Origin of the sequence: Deinococcus multiflagellatus (assembly GCF_020166415.1) — a bacterium.
In the GTDB taxonomy this organism is placed as follows: domain Bacteria; phylum Deinococcota; class Deinococci; order Deinococcales; family Deinococcaceae; genus Deinococcus; species Deinococcus multiflagellatus.
This window is the reverse complement of sequence record NZ_JAIQXV010000026.1, coordinates 1-17,606: the sequence shown is the minus strand read 5'-3', so window position 1 is coordinate 17,606 and position 17,606 is coordinate 1. Positions and strand designations below refer to the sequence as shown.

General features: G+C 67.0%; 24 protein-coding genes. 1 reads left to right on the top strand and 23 read right to left on the bottom strand.

All coding sequences use genetic code 11. The features are described 5' to 3' along the window. Positions 1-97: 97 nt before the first annotated feature. The 9 genes from K7W41_RS21195 to K7W41_RS21155 all read right to left on the bottom strand — a co-directional run bounded on the left by K7W41_RS21195 (position 98) and on the right by K7W41_RS21155 (position 5,104). Positions 98-535: a DUF6283 family protein gene (locus K7W41_RS21195; protein ID WP_224612352.1), complete on the bottom strand. Its 438-nt coding sequence runs from the start codon at positions 533-535 to the stop codon at positions 98-100. 50 nt (positions 536-585) lie between these two features. Beyond that, positions 586-1,026, bottom strand: coding sequence for a hypothetical protein (locus K7W41_RS21190; RefSeq protein WP_224612350.1), 441 nt, complete (start codon positions 1,024-1,026; stop codon positions 586-588). Between the two features lie 102 nt (positions 1,027-1,128). After that, positions 1,129-1,572 (bottom strand): hypothetical protein, encoded by a 444-nt coding sequence (locus tag K7W41_RS21185; protein ID WP_224612347.1) that lies wholly within the window; start codon positions 1,570-1,572, stop codon positions 1,129-1,131. 64 nt (positions 1,573-1,636) lie between these two features. Further along, entirely contained in the window at positions 1,637-2,053 is a 417-nt protein-coding gene (locus K7W41_RS21180; protein WP_224612346.1) for a hypothetical protein, read from the bottom strand. A 53-nt stretch (positions 2,054-2,106) separates the two neighbouring features. After that, a complete protein-coding gene (locus tag K7W41_RS21175; RefSeq protein WP_224612344.1) occupies positions 2,107-2,298 on the bottom strand; it encodes a hypothetical protein in 192 nt (63 codons plus the stop codon). A 54-nt stretch (positions 2,299-2,352) separates the two neighbouring features. Further along, positions 2,353-2,652, bottom strand: a complete 300-nt coding sequence (locus K7W41_RS21170) for a hypothetical protein (protein ID WP_224612342.1) — start codon at positions 2,650-2,652, stop codon at positions 2,353-2,355. 43 nt (positions 2,653-2,695) lie between these two features. Further along, positions 2,696-3,508, bottom strand: a complete 813-nt coding sequence (locus K7W41_RS21165) for a hypothetical protein (RefSeq protein WP_224612340.1) — start codon at positions 3,506-3,508, stop codon at positions 2,696-2,698. Positions 3,509-3,556: 48 nt separating this feature from the next. Next, the gene (locus tag K7W41_RS21160) at positions 3,557-4,048 is read right to left on the bottom strand and encodes a DUF2227 family putative metal-binding protein (RefSeq protein WP_224612338.1); all 492 of its coding nucleotides are present in this window, start codon (positions 4,046-4,048) and stop codon (positions 3,557-3,559) included. Between the two features lie 3 nt (positions 4,049-4,051). Next, a complete protein-coding gene (locus K7W41_RS21155) occupies positions 4,052-5,104 on the bottom strand; it encodes an acyltransferase family protein (RefSeq protein ID WP_224612337.1) in 1,053 nt (350 codons plus the stop codon). Between the two features lie 100 nt (positions 5,105-5,204). Here K7W41_RS21155 and K7W41_RS21150 point away from each other — a divergent pair, with 100 nt between their 5' ends. After that, entirely contained in the window at positions 5,205-5,678 is a 474-nt protein-coding gene (locus K7W41_RS21150) for a hypothetical protein (protein WP_224612335.1), read from the top strand. 3 nt (positions 5,679-5,681) lie between these two features. Here K7W41_RS21150 and K7W41_RS21145 read toward each other — a convergent pair whose 3' ends face one another. The 14 genes from K7W41_RS21145 to K7W41_RS21080 form a co-directional block, all read right to left on the bottom strand. Continuing rightward, entirely contained in the window at positions 5,682-6,134 is a 453-nt protein-coding gene (locus tag K7W41_RS21145; RefSeq protein ID WP_224612334.1) for a hypothetical protein, read from the bottom strand. Positions 6,135-6,144: 10 nt separating this feature from the next. Next, positions 6,145-6,492, bottom strand: a complete 348-nt coding sequence (locus K7W41_RS21140; protein WP_224612333.1) for a hypothetical protein — start codon at positions 6,490-6,492, stop codon at positions 6,145-6,147. Between the two features lie 60 nt (positions 6,493-6,552). Further along, entirely contained in the window at positions 6,553-6,915 is a 363-nt protein-coding gene (locus K7W41_RS21135) for a hypothetical protein (protein WP_224612332.1), read from the bottom strand. A gap of 305 nt (positions 6,916-7,220) precedes the next feature. Next, complete coding sequence (locus K7W41_RS21130; protein ID WP_224612331.1) at positions 7,221-7,421, bottom strand: hypothetical protein; 201 nt, start codon at positions 7,419-7,421, stop codon at positions 7,221-7,223. Between the two features lie 70 nt (positions 7,422-7,491). Beyond that, positions 7,492-8,181 (bottom strand): single-stranded DNA-binding protein, encoded by a 690-nt coding sequence (locus K7W41_RS21125; protein WP_224612330.1) that lies wholly within the window; start codon positions 8,179-8,181, stop codon positions 7,492-7,494. Between the two features lie 54 nt (positions 8,182-8,235). After that, the gene (locus tag K7W41_RS21120) at positions 8,236-8,418 is read right to left on the bottom strand and encodes a hypothetical protein (RefSeq protein ID WP_224612329.1); all 183 of its coding nucleotides are present in this window, start codon (positions 8,416-8,418) and stop codon (positions 8,236-8,238) included. A gap of 151 nt (positions 8,419-8,569) precedes the next feature. Further along, positions 8,570-9,103: a hypothetical protein gene (locus K7W41_RS21115; RefSeq protein ID WP_224612328.1), complete on the bottom strand. Its 534-nt coding sequence runs from the start codon at positions 9,101-9,103 to the stop codon at positions 8,570-8,572. Positions 9,104-9,165: 62 nt separating this feature from the next. Then, complete coding sequence (locus K7W41_RS21110) at positions 9,166-10,722, bottom strand: UvrD-helicase domain-containing protein (protein ID WP_224612326.1); 1,557 nt, start codon at positions 10,720-10,722, stop codon at positions 9,166-9,168. 117 nt (positions 10,723-10,839) lie between these two features. Continuing rightward, a complete protein-coding gene (locus K7W41_RS21105; protein ID WP_224612324.1) occupies positions 10,840-11,013 on the bottom strand; it encodes a hypothetical protein in 174 nt (57 codons plus the stop codon). Positions 11,014-11,056: 43 nt separating this feature from the next. Then, a complete protein-coding gene (locus K7W41_RS21100; RefSeq protein WP_224612322.1) occupies positions 11,057-11,398 on the bottom strand; it encodes a hypothetical protein in 342 nt (113 codons plus the stop codon). A gap of 1,320 nt (positions 11,399-12,718) precedes the next feature. Then, complete coding sequence (ssb, locus tag K7W41_RS21095) at positions 12,719-13,591, bottom strand: single-stranded DNA-binding protein (RefSeq protein WP_224612321.1); 873 nt, start codon at positions 13,589-13,591, stop codon at positions 12,719-12,721. 569 nt (positions 13,592-14,160) lie between these two features. Then, positions 14,161-15,429 (bottom strand): hypothetical protein, encoded by a 1,269-nt coding sequence (locus K7W41_RS21090; protein ID WP_224612319.1) that lies wholly within the window; start codon positions 15,427-15,429, stop codon positions 14,161-14,163. 564 nt (positions 15,430-15,993) lie between these two features. Further along, entirely contained in the window at positions 15,994-16,599 is a 606-nt protein-coding gene (locus K7W41_RS21085; protein ID WP_224612317.1) for a hypothetical protein, read from the bottom strand. A gap of 110 nt (positions 16,600-16,709) precedes the next feature. Further along, on the bottom strand, positions 16,710-17,606 hold an 897-nt coding region (locus K7W41_RS21080), incomplete at its 5' end, for an AAA family ATPase (protein WP_224612315.1).

The window sequence follows — 17,606 nt, the reverse complement described above, 5'->3', positions numbered from 1 at the left end:
TGGGGGCCGCCTGTCGGGTGTGTCGTACGGCGCATCCCGGATCAACCACCGGACAACACTCGTTTTGGCGTGTCGCGCGCGGCGCCGTGCATCCGCCTCAGGGCCGGCAGAGCACCAGAACCGGGTCGTCCGGGTCAACACCGTTGGCCACCGCCATGGCCCGGTAGGAGTCATGCAGGTCGTGGGCGCCGTCGCTGAGTGGCCCCACATCGCCCCGGAGGTGCATCAGGCGCGCGGCGAGGTTGTGGTCAGCCCCGCGCAGCAGGAAACCGGCGCAGGGCCGGGGCCGGGCCGCGCCGGCCACGTGGCAGGCGAACACGCGGTCACTCATGTCGTAAGCGGTCGGGGCGCTGTGACGGAAGGCCTCAGCTGGAAACTCGCCGGTGGCGTCCACCCGCCAGGGGCAGGTGCGGCAGGGAGAGGGCCGATGTGGGTGACGGGCCTGGCCGTGCACTTCCACCACCTGGTGGTCCGGGCCGGCGGGCCGGATGTTCGTCACGCCGCCCTCGGCGGGATGGTCAGAGGTGGACGTCATGCCCACAGCATCACCCGCGCCTGGGGGCGGGTGACCGGAGCACCTGGAACTCAGGGGCGGGTGGCCGCGCCGCGCCGCCAGGCCCAGTAGCCCATGGCCACCTGAACGGCGTACTGCGCCCAGGCCACGGCGAGTGCGATGACCACAAACCGCCAGTTGCCCGTCATCCATGTGTTGTACAGCGCCCCGATCAGGGCGACGTACACCGCCCAGAGCGCCGGCAGGCCCATGAGCAGGCCCCGCAGCAGCTCGATCATGCTGGGGGCTTCGTCTTGATTTTTCTGGCTCCAGATCAGCTGTGTGCTGCGGCCGATGGTGCGGCTGATGGCGATGATCAGCAGCGCGAACGCGGCCAGCGTCGGTGTCCCGGCAGGATCAGGGAGAACCAGCGAGAGGGCAGCCGTCCCCACAGTCATCGCCCCCATCAGCGTCATCACCCCGTGAAACGTCCACTCTGTGCGGGGATTGGCGTGAAACAGCGCGTGAGGCACGCTGGGGATGAGAGGCAGACCGGGATCCTGACCAGGCACAGGGAGGCGCATGTGACACGTACGCGCACGTGCCCTGCCTGGTTCCCGCTGGTATCCAGCACCTCACCTGCGTCGAGAACGGGTATGAGCCCGGCTTTTCGGCAGATGTCGACGGGAACAATATGTCACCCAGGCAAAAACGAGTCGGTAGAGGTGCTGGGCAAACAAGACGGTGACGGCTGCCGCCAGGGGGCGCGCGTCTCCGCGGGCATAAGCGGTCCAGGCCCCGCCAAGCACGCCGATCAGGGTGACACCCATCAAGGGCAAGCTGGACGCCAGCGCCAGGAGCGCCTCGCCATGGGTCGGCACGCGGTTGGGCGGCGTCTGCCGCCAGAGCCTCAGCGTGGCGCTGCTGGCCACCATGCTGACGGTGAGCGGCGCGAGCGACAACAGCATATGGAATGGGGCGTCGCTTGGATCAGGCGACAACAGCAGCAGCAGGCCGGCGGTCAGCTGCAGGAGACCCACGCCGCACATGGAGGCGTGGAACACCAAATCGGCCTGCACCGAAGCGTGGTACAGGGGATGGCGGACTGGGGGCGTCAAGATGGCGACTGGGTCTGGCATGGCGTTACCTCGGAAAGCAGGGCGTGACGGGGGCGACCAAACGCTGAATGCGGTCCAGCAAACTGGGATCGGCGGCGTCTTGGCGCGCAGTGGCGGTCCACCAGCGCTGGTCATCGCCGATCACCAATACGGTTGCATGCACGTGGGTGGTTCCGGTGACCAGGTCAACCTCGCCCTGCACCAGGAGGACGTCATGACCATCGGCCAAAAGCCGGCGCAGAGCCGCGCCCGTCACTGGCCCGTCAGGCAAGGGCACGCCGGCGTCGCCAGGCCGACTCACCACGACAGCCCGCAGCGGCCCGCTGTACGCCCCAGGCACACCGTGCACTTGGCGGTTGAGGCACTGATCATCGAGCAGGCCGTACATCTCTGCCAGATCTGGGCACAGGAGTCGGGGTCGGCAATCGAAGGTGGTCGCCATGCCCGCCAAGCACCCGGCAGGCGCCTTTCCCGCCGGGTGTCGGTGCGCCCTCCTCAGGGCGCCCAGGCCAGGGGGCGGGTCCGGGCGTCCGCGACAAACTGCCGGGCGTAGGCCTCGCCCACCGGTTCGGGGTAGGTCTGGGCCGAGGACAGCGTGAACGTCTGGTCGTGGCCAGGAGCAGTCACGTCCAGTTGCCAGTCACCTTGAATGTAGAAGCCTTCGGGGAGGGGCAGCGTCAGGGTCATGCCCGCCCCGCACCGCTGGCCGAAGCCAGCGGTGACGTCAGTCCTTCTGGCCTCTCAAGGCGCGCGGGACTCGTCTGGAGTTGACGTCTCGTCCGGGTCACGCAGCCGCGCCCGCCCCGCTTCGGTCAAGGTGAACTGAAACCGCGGCCGCCCGTAGATGAAGCGGTCAGGATGATCGGCACGAATGACGTACTTCCGCTTCAAAGCGAGATTCAGCACGCGCAGGATGTCGGATTTCCTGACCTTGACCAAGGGATGCAGCTGCGCCGTGTCGCTGGTGCCGCCTGCATCAGCCAGGGCCTGGAGAACCTGCCGCTCCAGGCGGCCAGGTTTCGTCTTGGGGTCATGTGACATACCCGCCCTGTTCCCCAGCCTGGGCTGGGGTGTCGCTCCGGCTTCAGGCAGCGGCGCTGCTCAGGCGCCCGGCCGACACTGCCGGACTGGTGAGTGCCCCCAGCACGGCGCAGGCCACCGTGAGCCGGTCTGCATCGGTGAGCCGAAGGTCGATGCCGTCACCAAACAGCTCGGCCCGGAGGGTGCGGCAAGCCGGATCAAACAGGATCCGTGCCCCTGTGTCGTCTGCGTCGGTGTCCTCCCCTTCAAAGGGCAGGTCTTGCCAGAGGGCCTGTGCCAGATGGACGGCCTGATGAGCGTCGACGCCACCCTGCACCTGCTCTTCCAGGCCAGCGGCCACCGTCAAGACAAGCGCCGTGTGGTCGGCCAGGAGACCCCCACCCTGCACATGCTGCAGGTCCAGGGCCTCGCCGCTGCTCAGGGTGACCCGGGTCCCGGCAGGTGGCAGCAGCGTGTCCAACAGGCATAGCAGCACCTGCGACAGACGCCGGGTCAACGCGGGCGAGCGCTGGTCAGCCAGTCCCTGGGTGGCCCCCACCTTGTCCGGCTGGACATGCAGGTGTGCGGCCCGAACCCTGAAGGCTGCGGCCTCATACTCGCCTTCAAAGACAACCACATCGGCACCCTGCCGCAGCGCCCGCTGAATGTCCGTGCCTGGCCGCGCAGACTGCAGCGCGCCTCTGGCGCTGCGCCGCGTCAGGGGCAACGGCTGCACTGCGTCGCCCAGAATCCGGCAGGCCAGCCGGAACGGCGAGGTGGGCCCGCCAGACAGGGACAGGTGCAAATCCTGGTCGTCAAGCAGAATGGGCTTGACGCTCAGCGTCACGTCAGGTGTCATCAGGACAGTTCGGGACATAGCCGCGCTGCACCCGGCCGCCACGCGGCGGGTGTGGTGCCTCCCTGGCTACAGGCGTCTCCAGGTGAGTGGAATGCGGTCTGCCGCCAGGTGCAGGGCCTGCGCCGCCCAATACCCGAAGCCGGCGGCCGCGAGCACCGCTGGGCGGCGCAGGTCTTCCGGCACCCTCAGAGGGGGCCAAGGCCAACCGGCGGCCTCCCAGAGCGCTTTGACCAGCAGAAGCATCAGGCCCAGCACAACCACGATGTACGTCAGGCGAATCAGGGGGCCCCGCACCCAGGTGTGGCTCACCCCCCGGTGTTTGCTGATGCTCAGCAGAGGCCACCACACCCAGCCAAGAGGGCCCCAGGCGCGACGTGCATCGACGCGGACATGGGCCATATCAAGGTCTGGGGTGATCAGAACCGTGCCACAGAAAGCCCCAGAGATAAGTGCCAGTGCCTCTGGGCTGGTCAGGGGCAGGCCCATCAGCCAGGCCACTGCAGCGGCGCCAGCGGTGGCCGCGCCATTGATCAGGGTATGAATTCGCCCACTAGGCACGGCTCAGGCCACCTGCCGGGTCAGAATGGGAGCAGGTGAGGACAGGCGGCGCACCATGGGCTGCTCAAGGTACCGGTGAATCAGGACGGCGGCAAGGACACAAAACGGCAATGCAAAGGCGGCGCCGTAGGCAGGCGGCAAACCCAGGTGGCCGCCCAGGACCGCGCCCGTGAGCAGTAGCGGAAAGTGGCTCGCGTACAGGCTGTAACTCACGCGCCCCAGCCACTGCAGGGCTGGCGTGGCCAGCAGGCGCCCAGCGGCGCCGCTCGTCAATGCCAGGACGATTAGTGCGGCCCCTGGGGCCGTGAGGTAGCGGACAAAGGGGTCGTCACTCCCCGTCACGTGCCGCTGCAACAGCACCCCAAGCCCCAGCAGCAAGGCGGGCAGGGCCGCCCAGTGCGGCAGTCGCCAGGCGCGGTGGGCCAGGATGGCGCCCACCATGAACAGCGGAATAGACAGCGCCTGCGTCCAGCCGTGCAGCGCGGCGGAGACCGCCAGGAGGAGAACCAGGGCCAGTGTCCAGGGCCACCGGGCAGCTTTGGTCAGGAGCGGCATCAGAAGAGCCACCTGCATCTCGACCACAAGAGTCCAAAGCGGCGGATTCAGGCGATTGGCATCCAGGGCTGGCACGCTGAGTGTTATGGCGCCCCAGAGGTCCTGAGCGGTCATTGACTGACGCAGATGGTCGGTCACCAGCAGGCTGAAGCCGGGCGGCGCCGCTTCGGCGGCCCACCGCGCGAGAAGTCCCAGCCCCACGGCCACGTACGCCACAGGGGCCAGCCGGATCCAGCGGCGCCACAGGTATGGACCCACTTGAGGGCGGCGCAACAGGCTTCCAGCCACCACAAAGCCACTGAAAACGAAGAACAAGTCCACGCTCGGCGCGCCCAGGTGCCAGAGGACAAATTCAGCGGGTGTCGGGGCCCGCGGCCCCCAGGGAACATAGGTGAGGGCCGCAATATGGCTGAGCACCACGGCCAGCGCGGCCACACCCCGGGCGCCGTCCAGACCAGATTCTCGCAGCGCAGTGGGGAACGGTACTTGCAGGGCGCACATGGCAGCAGCGTGTCAGCGCGAGGGTCAGAACAGGTAGAGTGTGCGCCGAACACGATTGCGAGGTGAGGGACCGGTGAGTGAGGACAGGATGGGGGAGGCTGTGACCATGGAGTTGGAGCAGGAGGCTTGGCGGGCGCTGGCACTGGCGCGCGCCTTTATGCATGACGCACCCCCCCTCGTTGAGGTGGATGATCTGGCCGCCATGCTGGACTGCTCCCGGGCCGCCCTTGAACCAGTGCTGACGCAGATGGAACAACGGCGGCTCGTCATGGTTCAGATGCGGCCCGGCAGGGTGATGGGCAGTGTGTTCGTCACCCAAGACGGCCTGAGCATCTGGGTTCAGGAGCAACTGATAAGTGTCCGGGAACCTCTTCCCGGCTTTCACGAGCTGGCAGACCGGATTGAGCGCTGCCTGCAGCGCACCCCGTTCTGGTTGACCGAAGTTCTCGCGGCTGAACTCAACGTGGCCATTTCCCCGTTGACCGCGCAGCTGCGGGTGATGGAAGCGGCCGGCTCCCTGAGGACCAACAAACAGGGCAGCGGCGTCATCTTGAGTGTGACGCCGCCAGCCTGACGCTCAGTGGAACCAGAAATCGGGGCGCCGTTCAGACTTCCGGCGCAGTTCGCGGGTTGACACAGGCCCACAGATGGATTTGAGGCTGGCCACCACACCTGCCAGCGGCGCCGGTGGCTGACCATACGCGGCCGCCAGCAACCGTCTCACTGCGTCGACATCCTGCGGCAGGTCAAGCCAGGCTGGCCCGCGCCACAGCCGCACCCCACCGTCCAGGCTGACTAGGCCGGCGTTGTGATGGGCCTGGTCCAGAAGTTGAAGAGGGGTGCCCGGTAATGCCTGGGCAGCCAGAGCCACCTGCTCTGGAAGCAGCAGCGTGGCCAGCGCGCACCGGGTCACCACCAGCAGACCGCAGGCCTGCTGGGTGTTGACGTGCGCAGCCGCCAACGTCGGCCCACCGTCTGGGACAGACAGCACGAACCCGTGACCCTCCAGTGGCACCAGAATTGCGTTCATAGCCCTCACCCTAGTGGCGCGAGGGTTGGCCAGGCCGGTCACCGACCAGAGCCAGACTCACGCTCAGCGCAGCACAGTAACAGACCAGCACGTCGAGGAGGGCCGAGGCGTGGGCCGTGGACGTAGCGCCGTCCAGTGCGGCCAGCGCCGCTGCAATCAGGCTCCAAGTGGCCCCAAGGCGCCGTTCCAACCACCGGCAGGACAGCGACAGCCCAAGCAGCAGCAACACCTGCTGCTCGGTGTCCAGACTCACAGCCCTCAGACCTGCAGCGAGAGGCCACAGCAGGAGACCGGGCAGAATCAGGATCCGGATAAAGCCGACGTAGGGTTGATTGGCAGCGGCAGCACCTGGTGTCATGCCCCCCCTGCACCTCGGGCGGCGGGGTTCTGCCCGAGGTGACCGTTCTCCTGGGACTGGTCAGCGGGCGTACACCACCGGCGCGAACGCCACATAGCCCGGTCCGTCACGCCGGAGCAGCACAACGTCTTCCGCCAGCAGGTCCCCGTCCGGCGTGGCCGCCACGATGCGGGCGGTGACCGACTGGTCATCCCAGAGCAGCTCCAGCAGCAGGCCCGGCACTGTGGCAGGCAGGCTACCGGGGTCGCCGACCAACAGCGCCGGCATCACCCGCGCTACCTGCCAGCGGTCAGCGTCGTCCCAATCGCCTTTGGCGGCGGCGGCAGCCACCCGCGCCTGACGGTGTTGCTCCAGGCCGCTGAGGGCCGCCTGGTAGGCGGGTTGCCGCTTGGCAGGGGTGTAAGGCGGCTCCACAGGAGGCATGCCGGGGATGGGTTCTCCGAAGGTCAAGCGCGCAAAGACGTGTGTCGGGCTGGTCCTGGGGAGGCTCATGCCTGCGGTGCACCGTGGGCCCTGGTGCCCAGCGGTGTCGCTCCTCCCAGCCTCAATGCACGGTGGCTGGTGGCAACAGCAGGCGAAGGCAATGCGCGTAGAGCAGCAATTCGGCGTCTGACCGGGCCGACGCAATCAGGGGCGCCAGGTGGCTGAGCTGATGCGCAGTCCACGCCTCTACCTGCTCGACCTCATGGCTGAGGTGTTCCAGGTAGTGGACGCGTGTTTGCAGGAAGTCAGTGCTGATGGGCTACTCCTGATGCGCGGCTGCGTGCAGGTGCTGTCTGGGTCTGTGCCATCTGCCGGGCATGTTCGCGGGCCTGGATCCACGACTCACCCTGGGCTTCGAAGTGCATCTGCAGGAGGGATTCGCGAATGCGCGCCTGCGCCTCTTCACGGCCGTCAGCGTGATGGGCTGCCTTGTAAGGGTTCTTCATGCCTGCCCGGCACCCGAACGGCGCGGTGTCCGTTCGGGTTTGTTTCGCCCAGCAGCAGTGGAGGCCGTGGTTAGCGGCCTGCCAGAAGAAGCGCGCGCTGCACATCCAGGTACACCGCCGTTCGTGACCGGCCGGCCTCCTGTGAATCGGCATACTGTTCGGTGACCACGGCGCCCCTGACGATCAGGCCGGCACCTTTACCCAGACCAGCAAGTGGAGCCGCCGCGTCCCGCCAACCTTTGAGGTCGAAGTAGCCTGGTCGGCTCTCCCGGCCTATACGGGGGGTGGTGACCCCGATAGTGGCCCGGACGAGAAGGCCGTTGGCGGTGTCGCGGCGCACCGCATCACGGGTCAGGTTGCCGCTCAACTCAGCTTCGTTGACCCCTCCCTTAAGCCGAAATCCGTTCTCGAGCGCCTCAACCTCCCACGGCACCTGAATGGGTTCGAGTTGGTCCAGCTTGACTCGGGTGGTGCTGCCTTTGCTCCCGTCCTCGGCTTTGTCGAACGATGAGTAATCCAGGCACCCCGGTGCGTACAGCGCGGTTCCAGGCTGGTAGCGGCGCTTGGCCAGCACCTCTGCCAGGCGACCAAGGGCAAAGGCCCGCAGGTACCAGGGCTTCATGCGCAGCTGGCCCTGCTCATCCGTAACCTGACGCTCACCACTGAGGGTGCATTCGAATACGCTGGTCCCGGTCGCAGTGACCTGGAGTTGCGGCGGGCGCACCAGCGCGCCGATCAGGGAGACGTGGTTGGTGTTCATGATGGATTCTCCTTTGGTCGCCTGGCTGAGGCGGGCGGGGTCTCTTCAGAGCTGTTACTTCGACGCGACGATGATGGGGAGATCGTTGCCCAGTGGGCGGACTTCTGACCCTGAGACGACGGCCGCGACCTGACTGGGTGCCATGTCGGGACTGGCTACGATGATCGGGAGATCGTTGCCGGCCTGGGCAGAGGAGTGGGCAAGAAACAGCAGCAGCAGTGGGATGTTGTGGCGCATAGGGCAGCTCCTTTTGACCGTGTGGCCAAAGCAGGACGAGACCGGGCCCAAGGGCGCCGGGGCGGCAGTGATGATGTGCGCCGGAGTTCCTCGCCTGCGTGCTTGCCAGGCACCCGCAGGTGGGCTTCCTGCGGGTGTTCGTTCTCCCTGCCTACGCCGCGCCGTGCAGTGGCGTGCTGCGGGCCCGCGTGGCGGCTCGGCCAACGGCGCCGCGCAGTTCGGCCGACAAAATGGCCATCAGGGCCTCTTCGCCGTCAGCGGTAGCTGGCGCCTCAAGCATCTCGGTGTCGACCGCTGGGCGCCCCGCTTCTTCTTCCAGGACGTGGTCTGGAATGCGCTCATCGTCATAGACCATCAAGGTGAGCTCCGGTGCCGCGGCGCCGGCCGCCATCCTGGCCTCGTCTGGGGCGGCGCCAAACTCCAGACAAAACACGGGCGGCGCTGTTTGAACCGCTCGGGCGGGTGCGGGGCGCCGAGTTGCGTCGTACGCTGCACCTGCAGCCGGATCGTAGGGTCGGTGCCGCACCGGCAGACGGGCCTTCTCCGATAGGCGCCGCACCCGCTCCTGCTCAGGATCACGGCCGCAGGCCAGGTCATGGGCCGCTTGATAGGGCAGAGCGCTCAGCACTTCCGGCTGGGGCAGGGCGCGAGGCGAGCGGCGCTGGAAGAGGGCACGCAGGTTCATAGGCCTGCCCTGCACCCCCGCCCATCGCGGCAGGGGTGACGTTTCTCCAGGCCAGTGTAACCTCAGCCCCGCGCCGCGAGAATCAAGGTCTCCCGGGCGCGGGTGTGGGCCACGAAACAGACCGCCCGCTCTTCGCGTTCGTCACCGCCTGAAGCCATGAGCGCTTCTGGGTGCAGGATGATGACGCGCCGCGCTTCCAGCCCCTTGCTCTTATGAACCGTGCACAGCCGCACGGCCCCGTCAGCCCGGCCCATCAAGCTCTTGGCGAGGGCCACCACTTCGGCGGCCGTGGCCGCACGACCTTCCCCCTGCGCCTCCTGGGCCGCCCGGACTGCCAATGCCGCGCAGCAGGCCAGCTGGTCCGTATCCCGCTCGACGACCCGCCGCAGTTGAGCACCGCTCAATCCCGTGCGGGCATGAGCACGCATCAGGTGCTCGCCGCGGGCGGTCAGCCGCTCTTCTATGTCAGCCGCATGAAAGGGGGTCCGGAAGGTGTCCGTCAGATGCCGGGTCAGGTCCTTGTCCAGGTCATGGCCCAAGATCTTGACGGCTTGTCCCGACTCTGCCAGCCGCAGGGCCAGTTGCACCAGGGGCCCATTGGAGCGGCACACGATCAGATCGCCAGGCTGCGTCAGCGCCGGCACGTCGTCTTCCGTCACCCGCTGCACCTCGCCCTCTGCCGCACTCGCTGGAGCTTGGATATGGTTGGAGTACTGCCGGGCCAGCGCGACATGTTGCTTGGGGCAGCGCCACGTGAACGTGAGGCGGAGTCGCCGGGCACCGAAGAGGGCTTCGGCACGCTCCAGCCCCTGGACGTCGGCGCCGGAAAACCCGTAGATGGCTTGCTCGGAGTCGCCCACCAGAATGACCCGCCCCGTCTCGCCGGCCAGGTGCTTGACCAGCCGGTGCTGCAGGCGCGTCAGGTCCTGTGCCTCGTCGATCAGCTGGACCCCCAGGCTGCCGGCGCCACACTTCAATTTGATCGGCAGGTACAGCATGTCGGTGTAATCGATCTGACCCTTGTCCCGGTAGGCCTGCAGGGCGCCCGCCTGCACCGTTCGGATGGCTGCCGGCGCGTCGAAGCCGTCTGGAAAACTCAGGCCGTGCGCGCTGATGAGGCCCGGCAGCTCGTCCGGCGCTGCCAGGTGGATCAGGGTCAACTCCAGCAGCCGGGTGAGGTTGCGCAGCACCTTCGGTTCGCCCAGCCCCAGCTCAGCCAGGTAGGCCTGCGCCAGGTTGCGCCGCTTATAAGGCACGAGGTCAATGCGGCCCCGGTGGGCTTCAAGGAGACTACGCCCGTGGGCGTGGAGCGTGGAGCAGATCACGTCTTCGGGCATGACCTCCCGGATCTCCTCCGAGATGCTGCCGTTGAAGGCGAAGGCCCCGATCGGCCGCCGCCGGGGCAGCACCACCGCCATGGTCTTGAGCAGCGTGCTCTTCCCACTGCCCGCCGTGCTCTCCACGACCAGGTTGTCGCCCGTGGTCATCACGGCGTTCATGACGGCCAACTGCTCGGGGGTGAACCGGGCGAACGCCGTCTGCACCTGCAGCCGGGTGGGCAGGGGCAAACGGGCCAGCAACGTCTCGGCCAGAGGCGAGAGGGAAAGGGATGCCGTCATGCCCGCCCAGCACCCCGGCGAGCGCCGCGCGTCAGCGCGGGCCGGGGTGACGTCACGCCAAAATGCGCCGGGCCCCAGACAGAAGCTTCTGTCTGGGGCCCGGCGCAGGTGCAGTGCTTAAGGCGTTACGCCGATGGTGTCGTTGCCTTCCAGACGAGTATTTGACCCACCTGGTGTGACGACAGGCTGAATGATGATGATGTCATTCCCCAGAGCGACCACCTGTTTGTTAGAGGTGTGGGCAGAGGCGACTGAAACGGACAGGACCAGCAGCAAGGACAGCAGCTTCATAATCGCGAGGGTATCTGTGCGAATCTAAGAAATATGAGTCGCTTTAAGCGGACAATCGCTCAAGGTGAAGCTGCCCGAAAACCTTATCGACCGCCTGCCGGAACGCTTCTGTCAGCCGCGACGGAAATGCCTGGGTGCGGCTAAGCAGGAGCGTGCCGCTGGCCGCAGCCAAGGCCAGCGGCTGCCCCCCCATTTGTTCCAGGGGCCGGCAGCGCAACTGGGTCTCGGCACGGCGCGCCGCCTCCCGTGCACCAGAAGGCATGGCCGCCGCTGGATCGAAGTCTGCCGGGTTCAGGCCCAACCGGATGGCCTCAGCCAGCCGCACCGCCTGAATTAGCATGTCGCGCTCGCGGTCTGACAGGCCTGCGGCCAGGGTCAGAACCACTGCCTGGGCTGGGGCGCTGACCCCAAGTTGCGGGGCAGGGGCGGCTGCCTCGCTCACAGGAAACAGGGGAATGTTCATGCCTCTCTGGCACCCGGCGTGACTGCAGGGTGATGAGCGCTCCAAGAACCTGGGCCGCGCACCCAGGGTGCCGGCCCGCCTGCGGGCCGCGCCGCTGCCGGTCAGGTCCCCAGAACAACAGGCGGCCAGTTGCTCGGCCGCCTGCTTCTGAGTCTCAGCGTTCCCGGAAGACGTGTCGGGTCTGCCGCCAGTGGCCAGCGGCAGCCCAGACAGCCCCTGGCACCACCCACCAGAGGTGGTGAACCGCCGTGGCCGTGACTTCGCAGAAGCCGGCGTGACCCCTTGCCCTGAAGGTGACGATGACTGCGCGTCCACCGCGCCGCCCCTGACTGATTCGGATGCTGATCATGCCAGCCCCGAACCGCGCCGGGTGGGGTGCCTGGCGCGGTGCCGTTGCTCCTGCATGACCGGGCAGCATACCAGCACAGTACCCCCAGCGCTGGGCGACCGGGGGCGAACATGTGGCGTGAATTGTGGAGCCTCGGGCGCGCGGCGTCGTTTGGCGGTTCAGGGCACGCGGCCTGGGCTACCTCTCTCGGCCCCCCAGCGCTGGAAGGCTGGGGGTGACCTTGGTCGTGAGCCGCCCCCCTTGCCCCTGGGCGGAGGTCGGCGGCCTCTCAAAAAAAAGAGGCCCGCGAAGGGCCCCTGCTCCGCCCTCATGGCGGCGGTCAATCTGCGGATCGGCGACCAGCGGGTGTGATGCTCACTTGCGCCCCTGGCGCCTGGTCCAGGGGTGACGCTTCATCTCCCGTGCGGCGCTTGGACCGGCCGCACCGGGGGGTCAGCGGCGGGCGTGCAGGGCCGCTCGCTTCACGCGGCTGGCGTCCAGCGCCACCAGGGTCGCGCCACTTGAAATCAGGGTCACCAGCAGCCAGATGAGTACGGTCGTCATGCCCGCCATGCACCCGCCGCGCCCCCCAGCGGCGGGTGACGGTTCTCCCCTGGACGCGGCGTGGGAAGGGACCCGCACCCCATGACGAAACGGGCAGGCCGTCACTGGCCCACCCGTTCCCTCTTCCGCGACTTCCTGGCACCCTCTCGTCACCCGGCGCCGCCCGCTGCGGCCCATGCCTGACTCGGTGAGCGCGAGGTGGAGGCATCGGCCCCTGTTGGCCGGCTTGCGGCGCGTCTCCACCCAGCGTGCTTCCCGGTCACCTGACGCGGCCGCGGCGGGTGACGCTGTCCCCTCACTCCACAACAAAAAGAGAGGCGCGGGGCCTCTCTTCGGGTGGCGCACGGCGCTTAGAACGGCAGGTCTTCTTCGGTGGGTGGGAAGTCATCCCCCTGATCGATGTCGAGCCCGCCCGACCGTACCGGGGCGCGCTGGGCACCGCCACTCGCGGCGGCCACTGGCTGACGCGGTGGCTGCGCCGCAGGGGCCGGGCGGGAAGGGGCTCGCTCACCGCCGGTCCGTTCACCCCCCTTGAGTAGGATGACCGAGGTCGCCGTGATCTTCGTGTCCTTGCGCTTGTTGCCGTCGCGGTCGGTCCACGTTGACGACTGCGGCACCCCCTCGACATACACCGGCTGCCCCTTCTTCGGCGCCTGCTGGGCGAACGCTTCCGCCGCCTCCCGCCACAGCACCACCTCGAAATAGTGCACCTTCTCCTGCACCTGACCACGTCCGTCCGTCCACTTCTCGTTCACCGCCAGGCTGAGGTCCATCACGGCCTCACCTCCGGGGGTGTAGCGCAGTTCTGGATCGCGGGTCAGGTTGCCGCCCAGGGCCACCAGGGCCGAGCCGCCCTGAAGGCGCACGCCGCCCCCCGCATCCTCCACCACATCGAACGTGCCGGCCAGTTCTTCCACACGCAGCGCCTTGCCCAGGACCCGTGCGCGCTTCCCGCCTTCGGGCGTCTCCCACCGCTCCTGCACGAGGTTACCGACAACCAGGACCGGCAGCCCGGCCACCAGGCGCTCAGCCAGGGCTTCAGCGGCCTTGCCCAGACTGGTGATGGGCAGGTAAAAGGGGACGGTCTTGAGCTCCCCCTGGCGCAGTTCCTGGCGCTCACCCGACACGGTGTAGTCCAGGACGGCGGTGCCGGAGGGGGTGTATCGCAGCTCGGGGGTCCGGGTGATGGCGCCGATCACGGTCAACTGGTTCATTCCACGCATGTTGGTCTCCTGGGGGCAGCCCACTTGGTCTCAGTGTCTCTGAGGGTCGAGGCTGTCTTGTCCGCCCTGTACCCCCGGCGCTTCCTCCGGGGGTGTTGTTCCGCTCCCTGACCTCCAGTGGCGAACACCACCGGGCCGGGGGACGGGGACCTCTCCAGGGTGCTGGGCGGGTGGGTTTGGCCACCAAGCGAAGACAGCTGGCGCGGGGCACTCTGGGGGAGCGGGGGCTGGGGTCAGGGATAGCCAGGGGGTGTGTGGGCTGTTGGGGCGGAGCCAGCGGAGGACATGCGGCACATGGACCCTTAGGGCATTAAGAGAACAGATGTACCCCTTATTCGACAGGGGGTTCAGGAGGCTCGTTTCGCCCTCCACGGCTGTTCCCGCAGCGCTTCTCCAGCGCAAGTGCGCTTATCAGACAGGGGGTCTTGAGCGGGCTTCCGACCCTCGGCCTGGCCCCCGAGGCCCCGCGCCCACCCCAGTCTGGTGGCCTGCATGCCTCCCCCAGGGAAGTCAAAGAGGGGGCTAGCAGGCAGCGCTGGCCCCCTCCCGTTTGACCCTCCCGTGCCTGCTCATCGCCACCACTGGGCCAGGTCCACCCGCTGGGTCAGCCACGAAGACACCGTGGCCTGACGCCGCTCGGAGACCACCCCCCACACCAGGCCCTGGAAGTGCTGACGGAAGCTGTCGCGCTTCTCTTCCACCACGCGCCGCACGTAAGACCCCGTATCGAATTCCACTGCCACGCGCCCCCCATCCGCCCGCTGCCAGATCGCGTCTGGTTCCTCGGCCCGGCGCCGGACCGTCCCCCGGCTTGGGCGCACCACCTCGCACGCACTCGGGGGCACGCCGTACTGGTGACGCAGCTCGCCGGCACCCGCACGATGGGCTAGGTGCGGCACCTCGGCCTGGCCCATCGTGCGGGTCGCCAAGAGAAAGCGCACGGGCACTTCCAGGTTGGGCCGCATGTGGACCGGGCGGGCCAGATCCTGCACGAACGGCACCGCTGGCAGGTCTTCAGCCTCCAGTTTGAAGTGCCGCTTGAGCTGGCCTTCGGTCATCACGCCGTCACACGCCAGGGCCTCGTGAGCCCGCTCGATGCGGTCCTTTCGGACCAGTTGCAAAATCTCTAGCGTCAGGTCCGGGACGCCGGCTCCTTTCAGTTCTGCCGCCTGCAGTTCGGTGATGGCTGGCCCCTGAATGGGCGGCACTTCCCAGAGGTCACCCACCTCCTCGCCGGTCCACACGCGCTGCCCCGGTTGACCCGGTTCAGTCTGCGGCAGGCAGTGCACGAAACGCAGGTTCGCACGGTGCTGTTCGGCCGCCTGACGGCCCCGGACGGCACTCGGGCTGAGGATCACCAGGTCATGCTGCGTGGCGGCCAGTGTGCTGCGAAACCGCTGGGCCAAGCGGTGAATCGATTCGGAGGTGGTGCCGCCTCTGGAGAGTTGAGCCACCACGTACGCGTCCCGCTGGTCGGTCTGTACTCGTGGGAAACGCCGCAGCCCTCCGAAGCGCTCGGCACCCGTCCGGATGCCCGGCGCCAGGACCCGCCAATCCAGCTGCGCCAGGCAGAGCCGTTCATAGGCCAGGTCAACCGACCGACTCAGGCTGCGGGGGGTGAGGTCGTCGTCGGGAATGGCGCGCAGGCCCAGTGAAGTCAGCACGATCAGCTCCCCCATGCCGGTGTAGGTGACATGGAGGAATCCCCGGTCCATCAAGTCCGCCACGTCGTCGAACGTGGCCCGCGCTTCGTCGGGGGTCAGGCCGCCCAACTGGTAGGTCCGGGCCAGCCCTTTGCGCTCATATTGAGTGGCGGCGGGTCGATTCAGACGCGGCATGAGACGCTCCTGCAGGCTGGTCTCCCCAGGGGGTTCAAAAGGCCCAGCACCGTGGCGGACGGCACGCCCTTCTGTGGCGTTTGACCGCTGCAGAAAGCCCGGTCGTCACGGGTGGCGCCATTTAGCGTGAGGAGCCAGAGCGGATGCGTCGTGCTGGATGATGAACAGGGGTTTTGGATGCTGTTCAGCCCGTTCTTCCGGCGTCTTGAGTGCTCAGCATTGTGGACGAGAGAGGCCCACCGACGTGGCATACGGTGGACGAAGGTGACCTCACCTTGGGCGCCTCTGAAGCCGCCAGCCTGGAGAAAAACCAGCGGGCCCGTCTGCCCTGGACACGCGGGTTTGTGGTGCAGCCTGCGCGTCTTGCCGGGCGACGTTGACCGGCGTTTCTGGTCTTCTCTGTTCTGACGACCAGAGGCATCAGAGTGATCGACGCTGAGCAGGGGAGGGCGAGCGTTCGATGGACGCCTGACCGGGTGCAGGGTGTCTTTCCTCATGGGTCGTACCTCCAAAAAAGGCCAGCGCGCGGGGCAACTGGCCTGTGATGTCTTCACTTGAAAGGGATCAATGTGCGCTGCGGCCGGTCTTGGGCTTTTGAAGCCGCCCCTTGCGAATCTCCAGAAGGGTTCTGAAGTCATCTTCGCCACTGGCCAGGCGCTCCAACGAGGTCTCAACTCGGCCTGTCACCTTGAGAACCGCGAGGCGTGAAGCGCGCCGTTCCTGGGCGAGCCAGCCCTGAAAGGCCGCGTCGGGAAGAACGATCTCGTCGTCCAGTTTGCGGAGGGCGCGCTTGCCCTGGGCGGTCACGATCTCCAGGTCAAAGACCTGGTGGCTGGGGGCCGGGACGGCCTTGACCACACCCCGTTTGATCGCTTCTTCGTACTTCTCCAGAACGAGGTGCAGCTCCTCAGGTGGAACGCCTTTGAGCAGTGCACTGAGCAGTTGAAACGGCGGCGCCGAGTCTGGTGCCGCCGCCGCGGCTGGCCGACTTGCACGCCCTGCCTGGGCAGGGCGTGGCATCGCTGCAGGAGGTGATACGGGCGGGCGCTCTGGCGCTTCCGTCGGAGGGATGTGCGCCCCTTCGGGCAATGAAGGCGTGGGGGCTTCCGGAGCGGATTCGGCTCCAGGGACAGCCGGTCCTGGTGACGTGACGTCTTGTTTCTGGCTCATCGTGGTCCTCCGCTCGCGATGCTGCCTGCGCGAGGGTCAAAAGAAGAAGAGACGGGCCGAAAGCCCATCGCTTCGACCCGCCTCTTCTCGTTGTTTCACGGCCTTTGAAGTCAACCAGCTGCCAGCAGTTGTGGCAGGTGGGGCACCCACTGACCAACCTGAATGCCTTCTGGCTGCTCCCCAGCCAGAGTGGCATCAACGGCTCTGCTCACATCCTCATAGACGATGTACTTGCCCTTGCCGTGGACCTCAATGCCTAGACTGAAGCAGGCAGTGCTGCGCCGTTTGAGCTCTCCGGTTCGCTCGTCGATGCTGATGCCCAGCAGAGGCAGTAGAGGTGGGTTTTCTATCACGTCCAGAAGCACGCGGCCGTGCATGGTGGCGATGACCCTCACGCCATTTTTCGAAGCCGACACAAGAAGGGGAACATCGCCGTTATAGCCCACTTCGTCCATCAGAACCTCCTCCGGGCCATGATTGCGAATAACTCGCCGCAGCTTCGGCGCCTGCTGATCTGGATCACCGACCTTGACTCGGCGCATCCGGCGGAGAAGTGGGTGAGGGACGTCGCCATCTCCCGTAATTTCATTGCTGCTGTCGATCACCCAAAGGCCACGGTTCAAGGTTTCGGCCCGGATTCGGGCAATGTCCCGCAGGAGCGTGGTCTTCCCGACAGCAGGCGGGCCAATCACGGCAATGCCTCTGGCTGCGGTGATATAGGGCCGCAAAATTTCGGCGACTCCCTGAATCACACGTGCCACACGAATGGTGATACTTGCCAGCAAGTCCTCACCGTCAAACTCTGCGGAGACGCGGTGCAGCGTGCCAGGAAGACCAAGCCGGCCGTCTTCTCTGAATCTCCCGCCGACCCGGGATTCCACGTACTTCAGGTCCCGGAGTTCAATGGTGCGGGGGTACTCAATCCGCAGGCCATCCATCTTGATGGTGAGGTTCTGCTCCAGATCAAGTGTGATCTCTTCTACTAGGTGAATACGTGGCTCAACAAT

Bases quoted from the DNA above. Each gene is read 5' to 3' on its own strand.
- K7W41_RS21135 (WP_224612332.1), bottom strand. From the start codon at position 6,915: ATGCCTCCTGTGGAGCCGCCTTACACCCCTGCCAAGCGGCAACCCGCC.
- K7W41_RS21165 (WP_224612340.1), bottom strand. From the start codon at position 3,508: ATGTCCCGAACTGTCCTGATGACACCTGACGTGACGCTGAGCGTCAAG.
- K7W41_RS21140 (WP_224612333.1), bottom strand. From the start codon at position 6,492: ATGACACCAGGTGCTGCCGCTGCCAATCAACCCTACGTCGGCTTTATC.
- K7W41_RS21105 (WP_224612324.1), bottom strand. From the start codon at position 11,013: ATGAAGCTGCTGTCCTTGCTGCTGGTCCTGTCCGTTTCAGTCGCCTCT.
- K7W41_RS21155 (WP_224612337.1), bottom strand. From the start codon at position 5,104: ATGTGCGCCCTGCAAGTACCGTTCCCCACTGCGCTGCGAGAATCTGGT.
- K7W41_RS21145 (WP_224612334.1), bottom strand. From the start codon at position 6,134: ATGAACGCAATTCTGGTGCCACTGGAGGGTCACGGGTTCGTGCTGTCT.
- K7W41_RS21195 (WP_224612352.1), bottom strand. From the start codon at position 535: ATGACGTCCACCTCTGACCATCCCGCCGAGGGCGGCGTGACGAACATC.
- K7W41_RS21115 (WP_224612328.1), bottom strand. From the start codon at position 9,103: ATGAACCTGCGTGCCCTCTTCCAGCGCCGCTCGCCTCGCGCCCTGCCC.
- K7W41_RS21125 (WP_224612330.1), bottom strand. From the start codon at position 8,181: ATGAACACCAACCACGTCTCCCTGATCGGCGCGCTGGTGCGCCCGCCG.
- K7W41_RS21120 (WP_224612329.1), bottom strand. From the start codon at position 8,418: ATGCGCCACAACATCCCACTGCTGCTGCTGTTTCTTGCCCACTCCTCT.
- ssb (WP_224612321.1), bottom strand. From the start codon at position 13,591: ATGCGTGGAATGAACCAGTTGACCGTGATCGGCGCCATCACCCGGACC.
- K7W41_RS21170 (WP_224612342.1), bottom strand. From the start codon at position 2,652: ATGTCACATGACCCCAAGACGAAACCTGGCCGCCTGGAGCGGCAGGTT.
- K7W41_RS21130 (WP_224612331.1), bottom strand. From the start codon at position 7,421: ATGAAGAACCCTTACAAGGCAGCCCATCACGCTGACGGCCGTGAAGAG.
- K7W41_RS21085 (WP_224612317.1), bottom strand. From the start codon at position 16,599: ATGAGCCAGAAACAAGACGTCACGTCACCAGGACCGGCTGTCCCTGGA.
- K7W41_RS21110 (WP_224612326.1), bottom strand. From the start codon at position 10,722: ATGACGGCATCCCTTTCCCTCTCGCCTCTGGCCGAGACGTTGCTGGCC.
- K7W41_RS21180 (WP_224612346.1), bottom strand. From the start codon at position 2,053: ATGGCGACCACCTTCGATTGCCGACCCCGACTCCTGTGCCCAGATCTG.
- K7W41_RS21090 (WP_224612319.1), bottom strand. From the start codon at position 15,429: ATGCCGCGTCTGAATCGACCCGCCGCCACTCAATATGAGCGCAAAGGG.
- K7W41_RS21175 (WP_224612344.1), bottom strand. From the start codon at position 2,298: ATGACCCTGACGCTGCCCCTCCCCGAAGGCTTCTACATTCAAGGTGAC.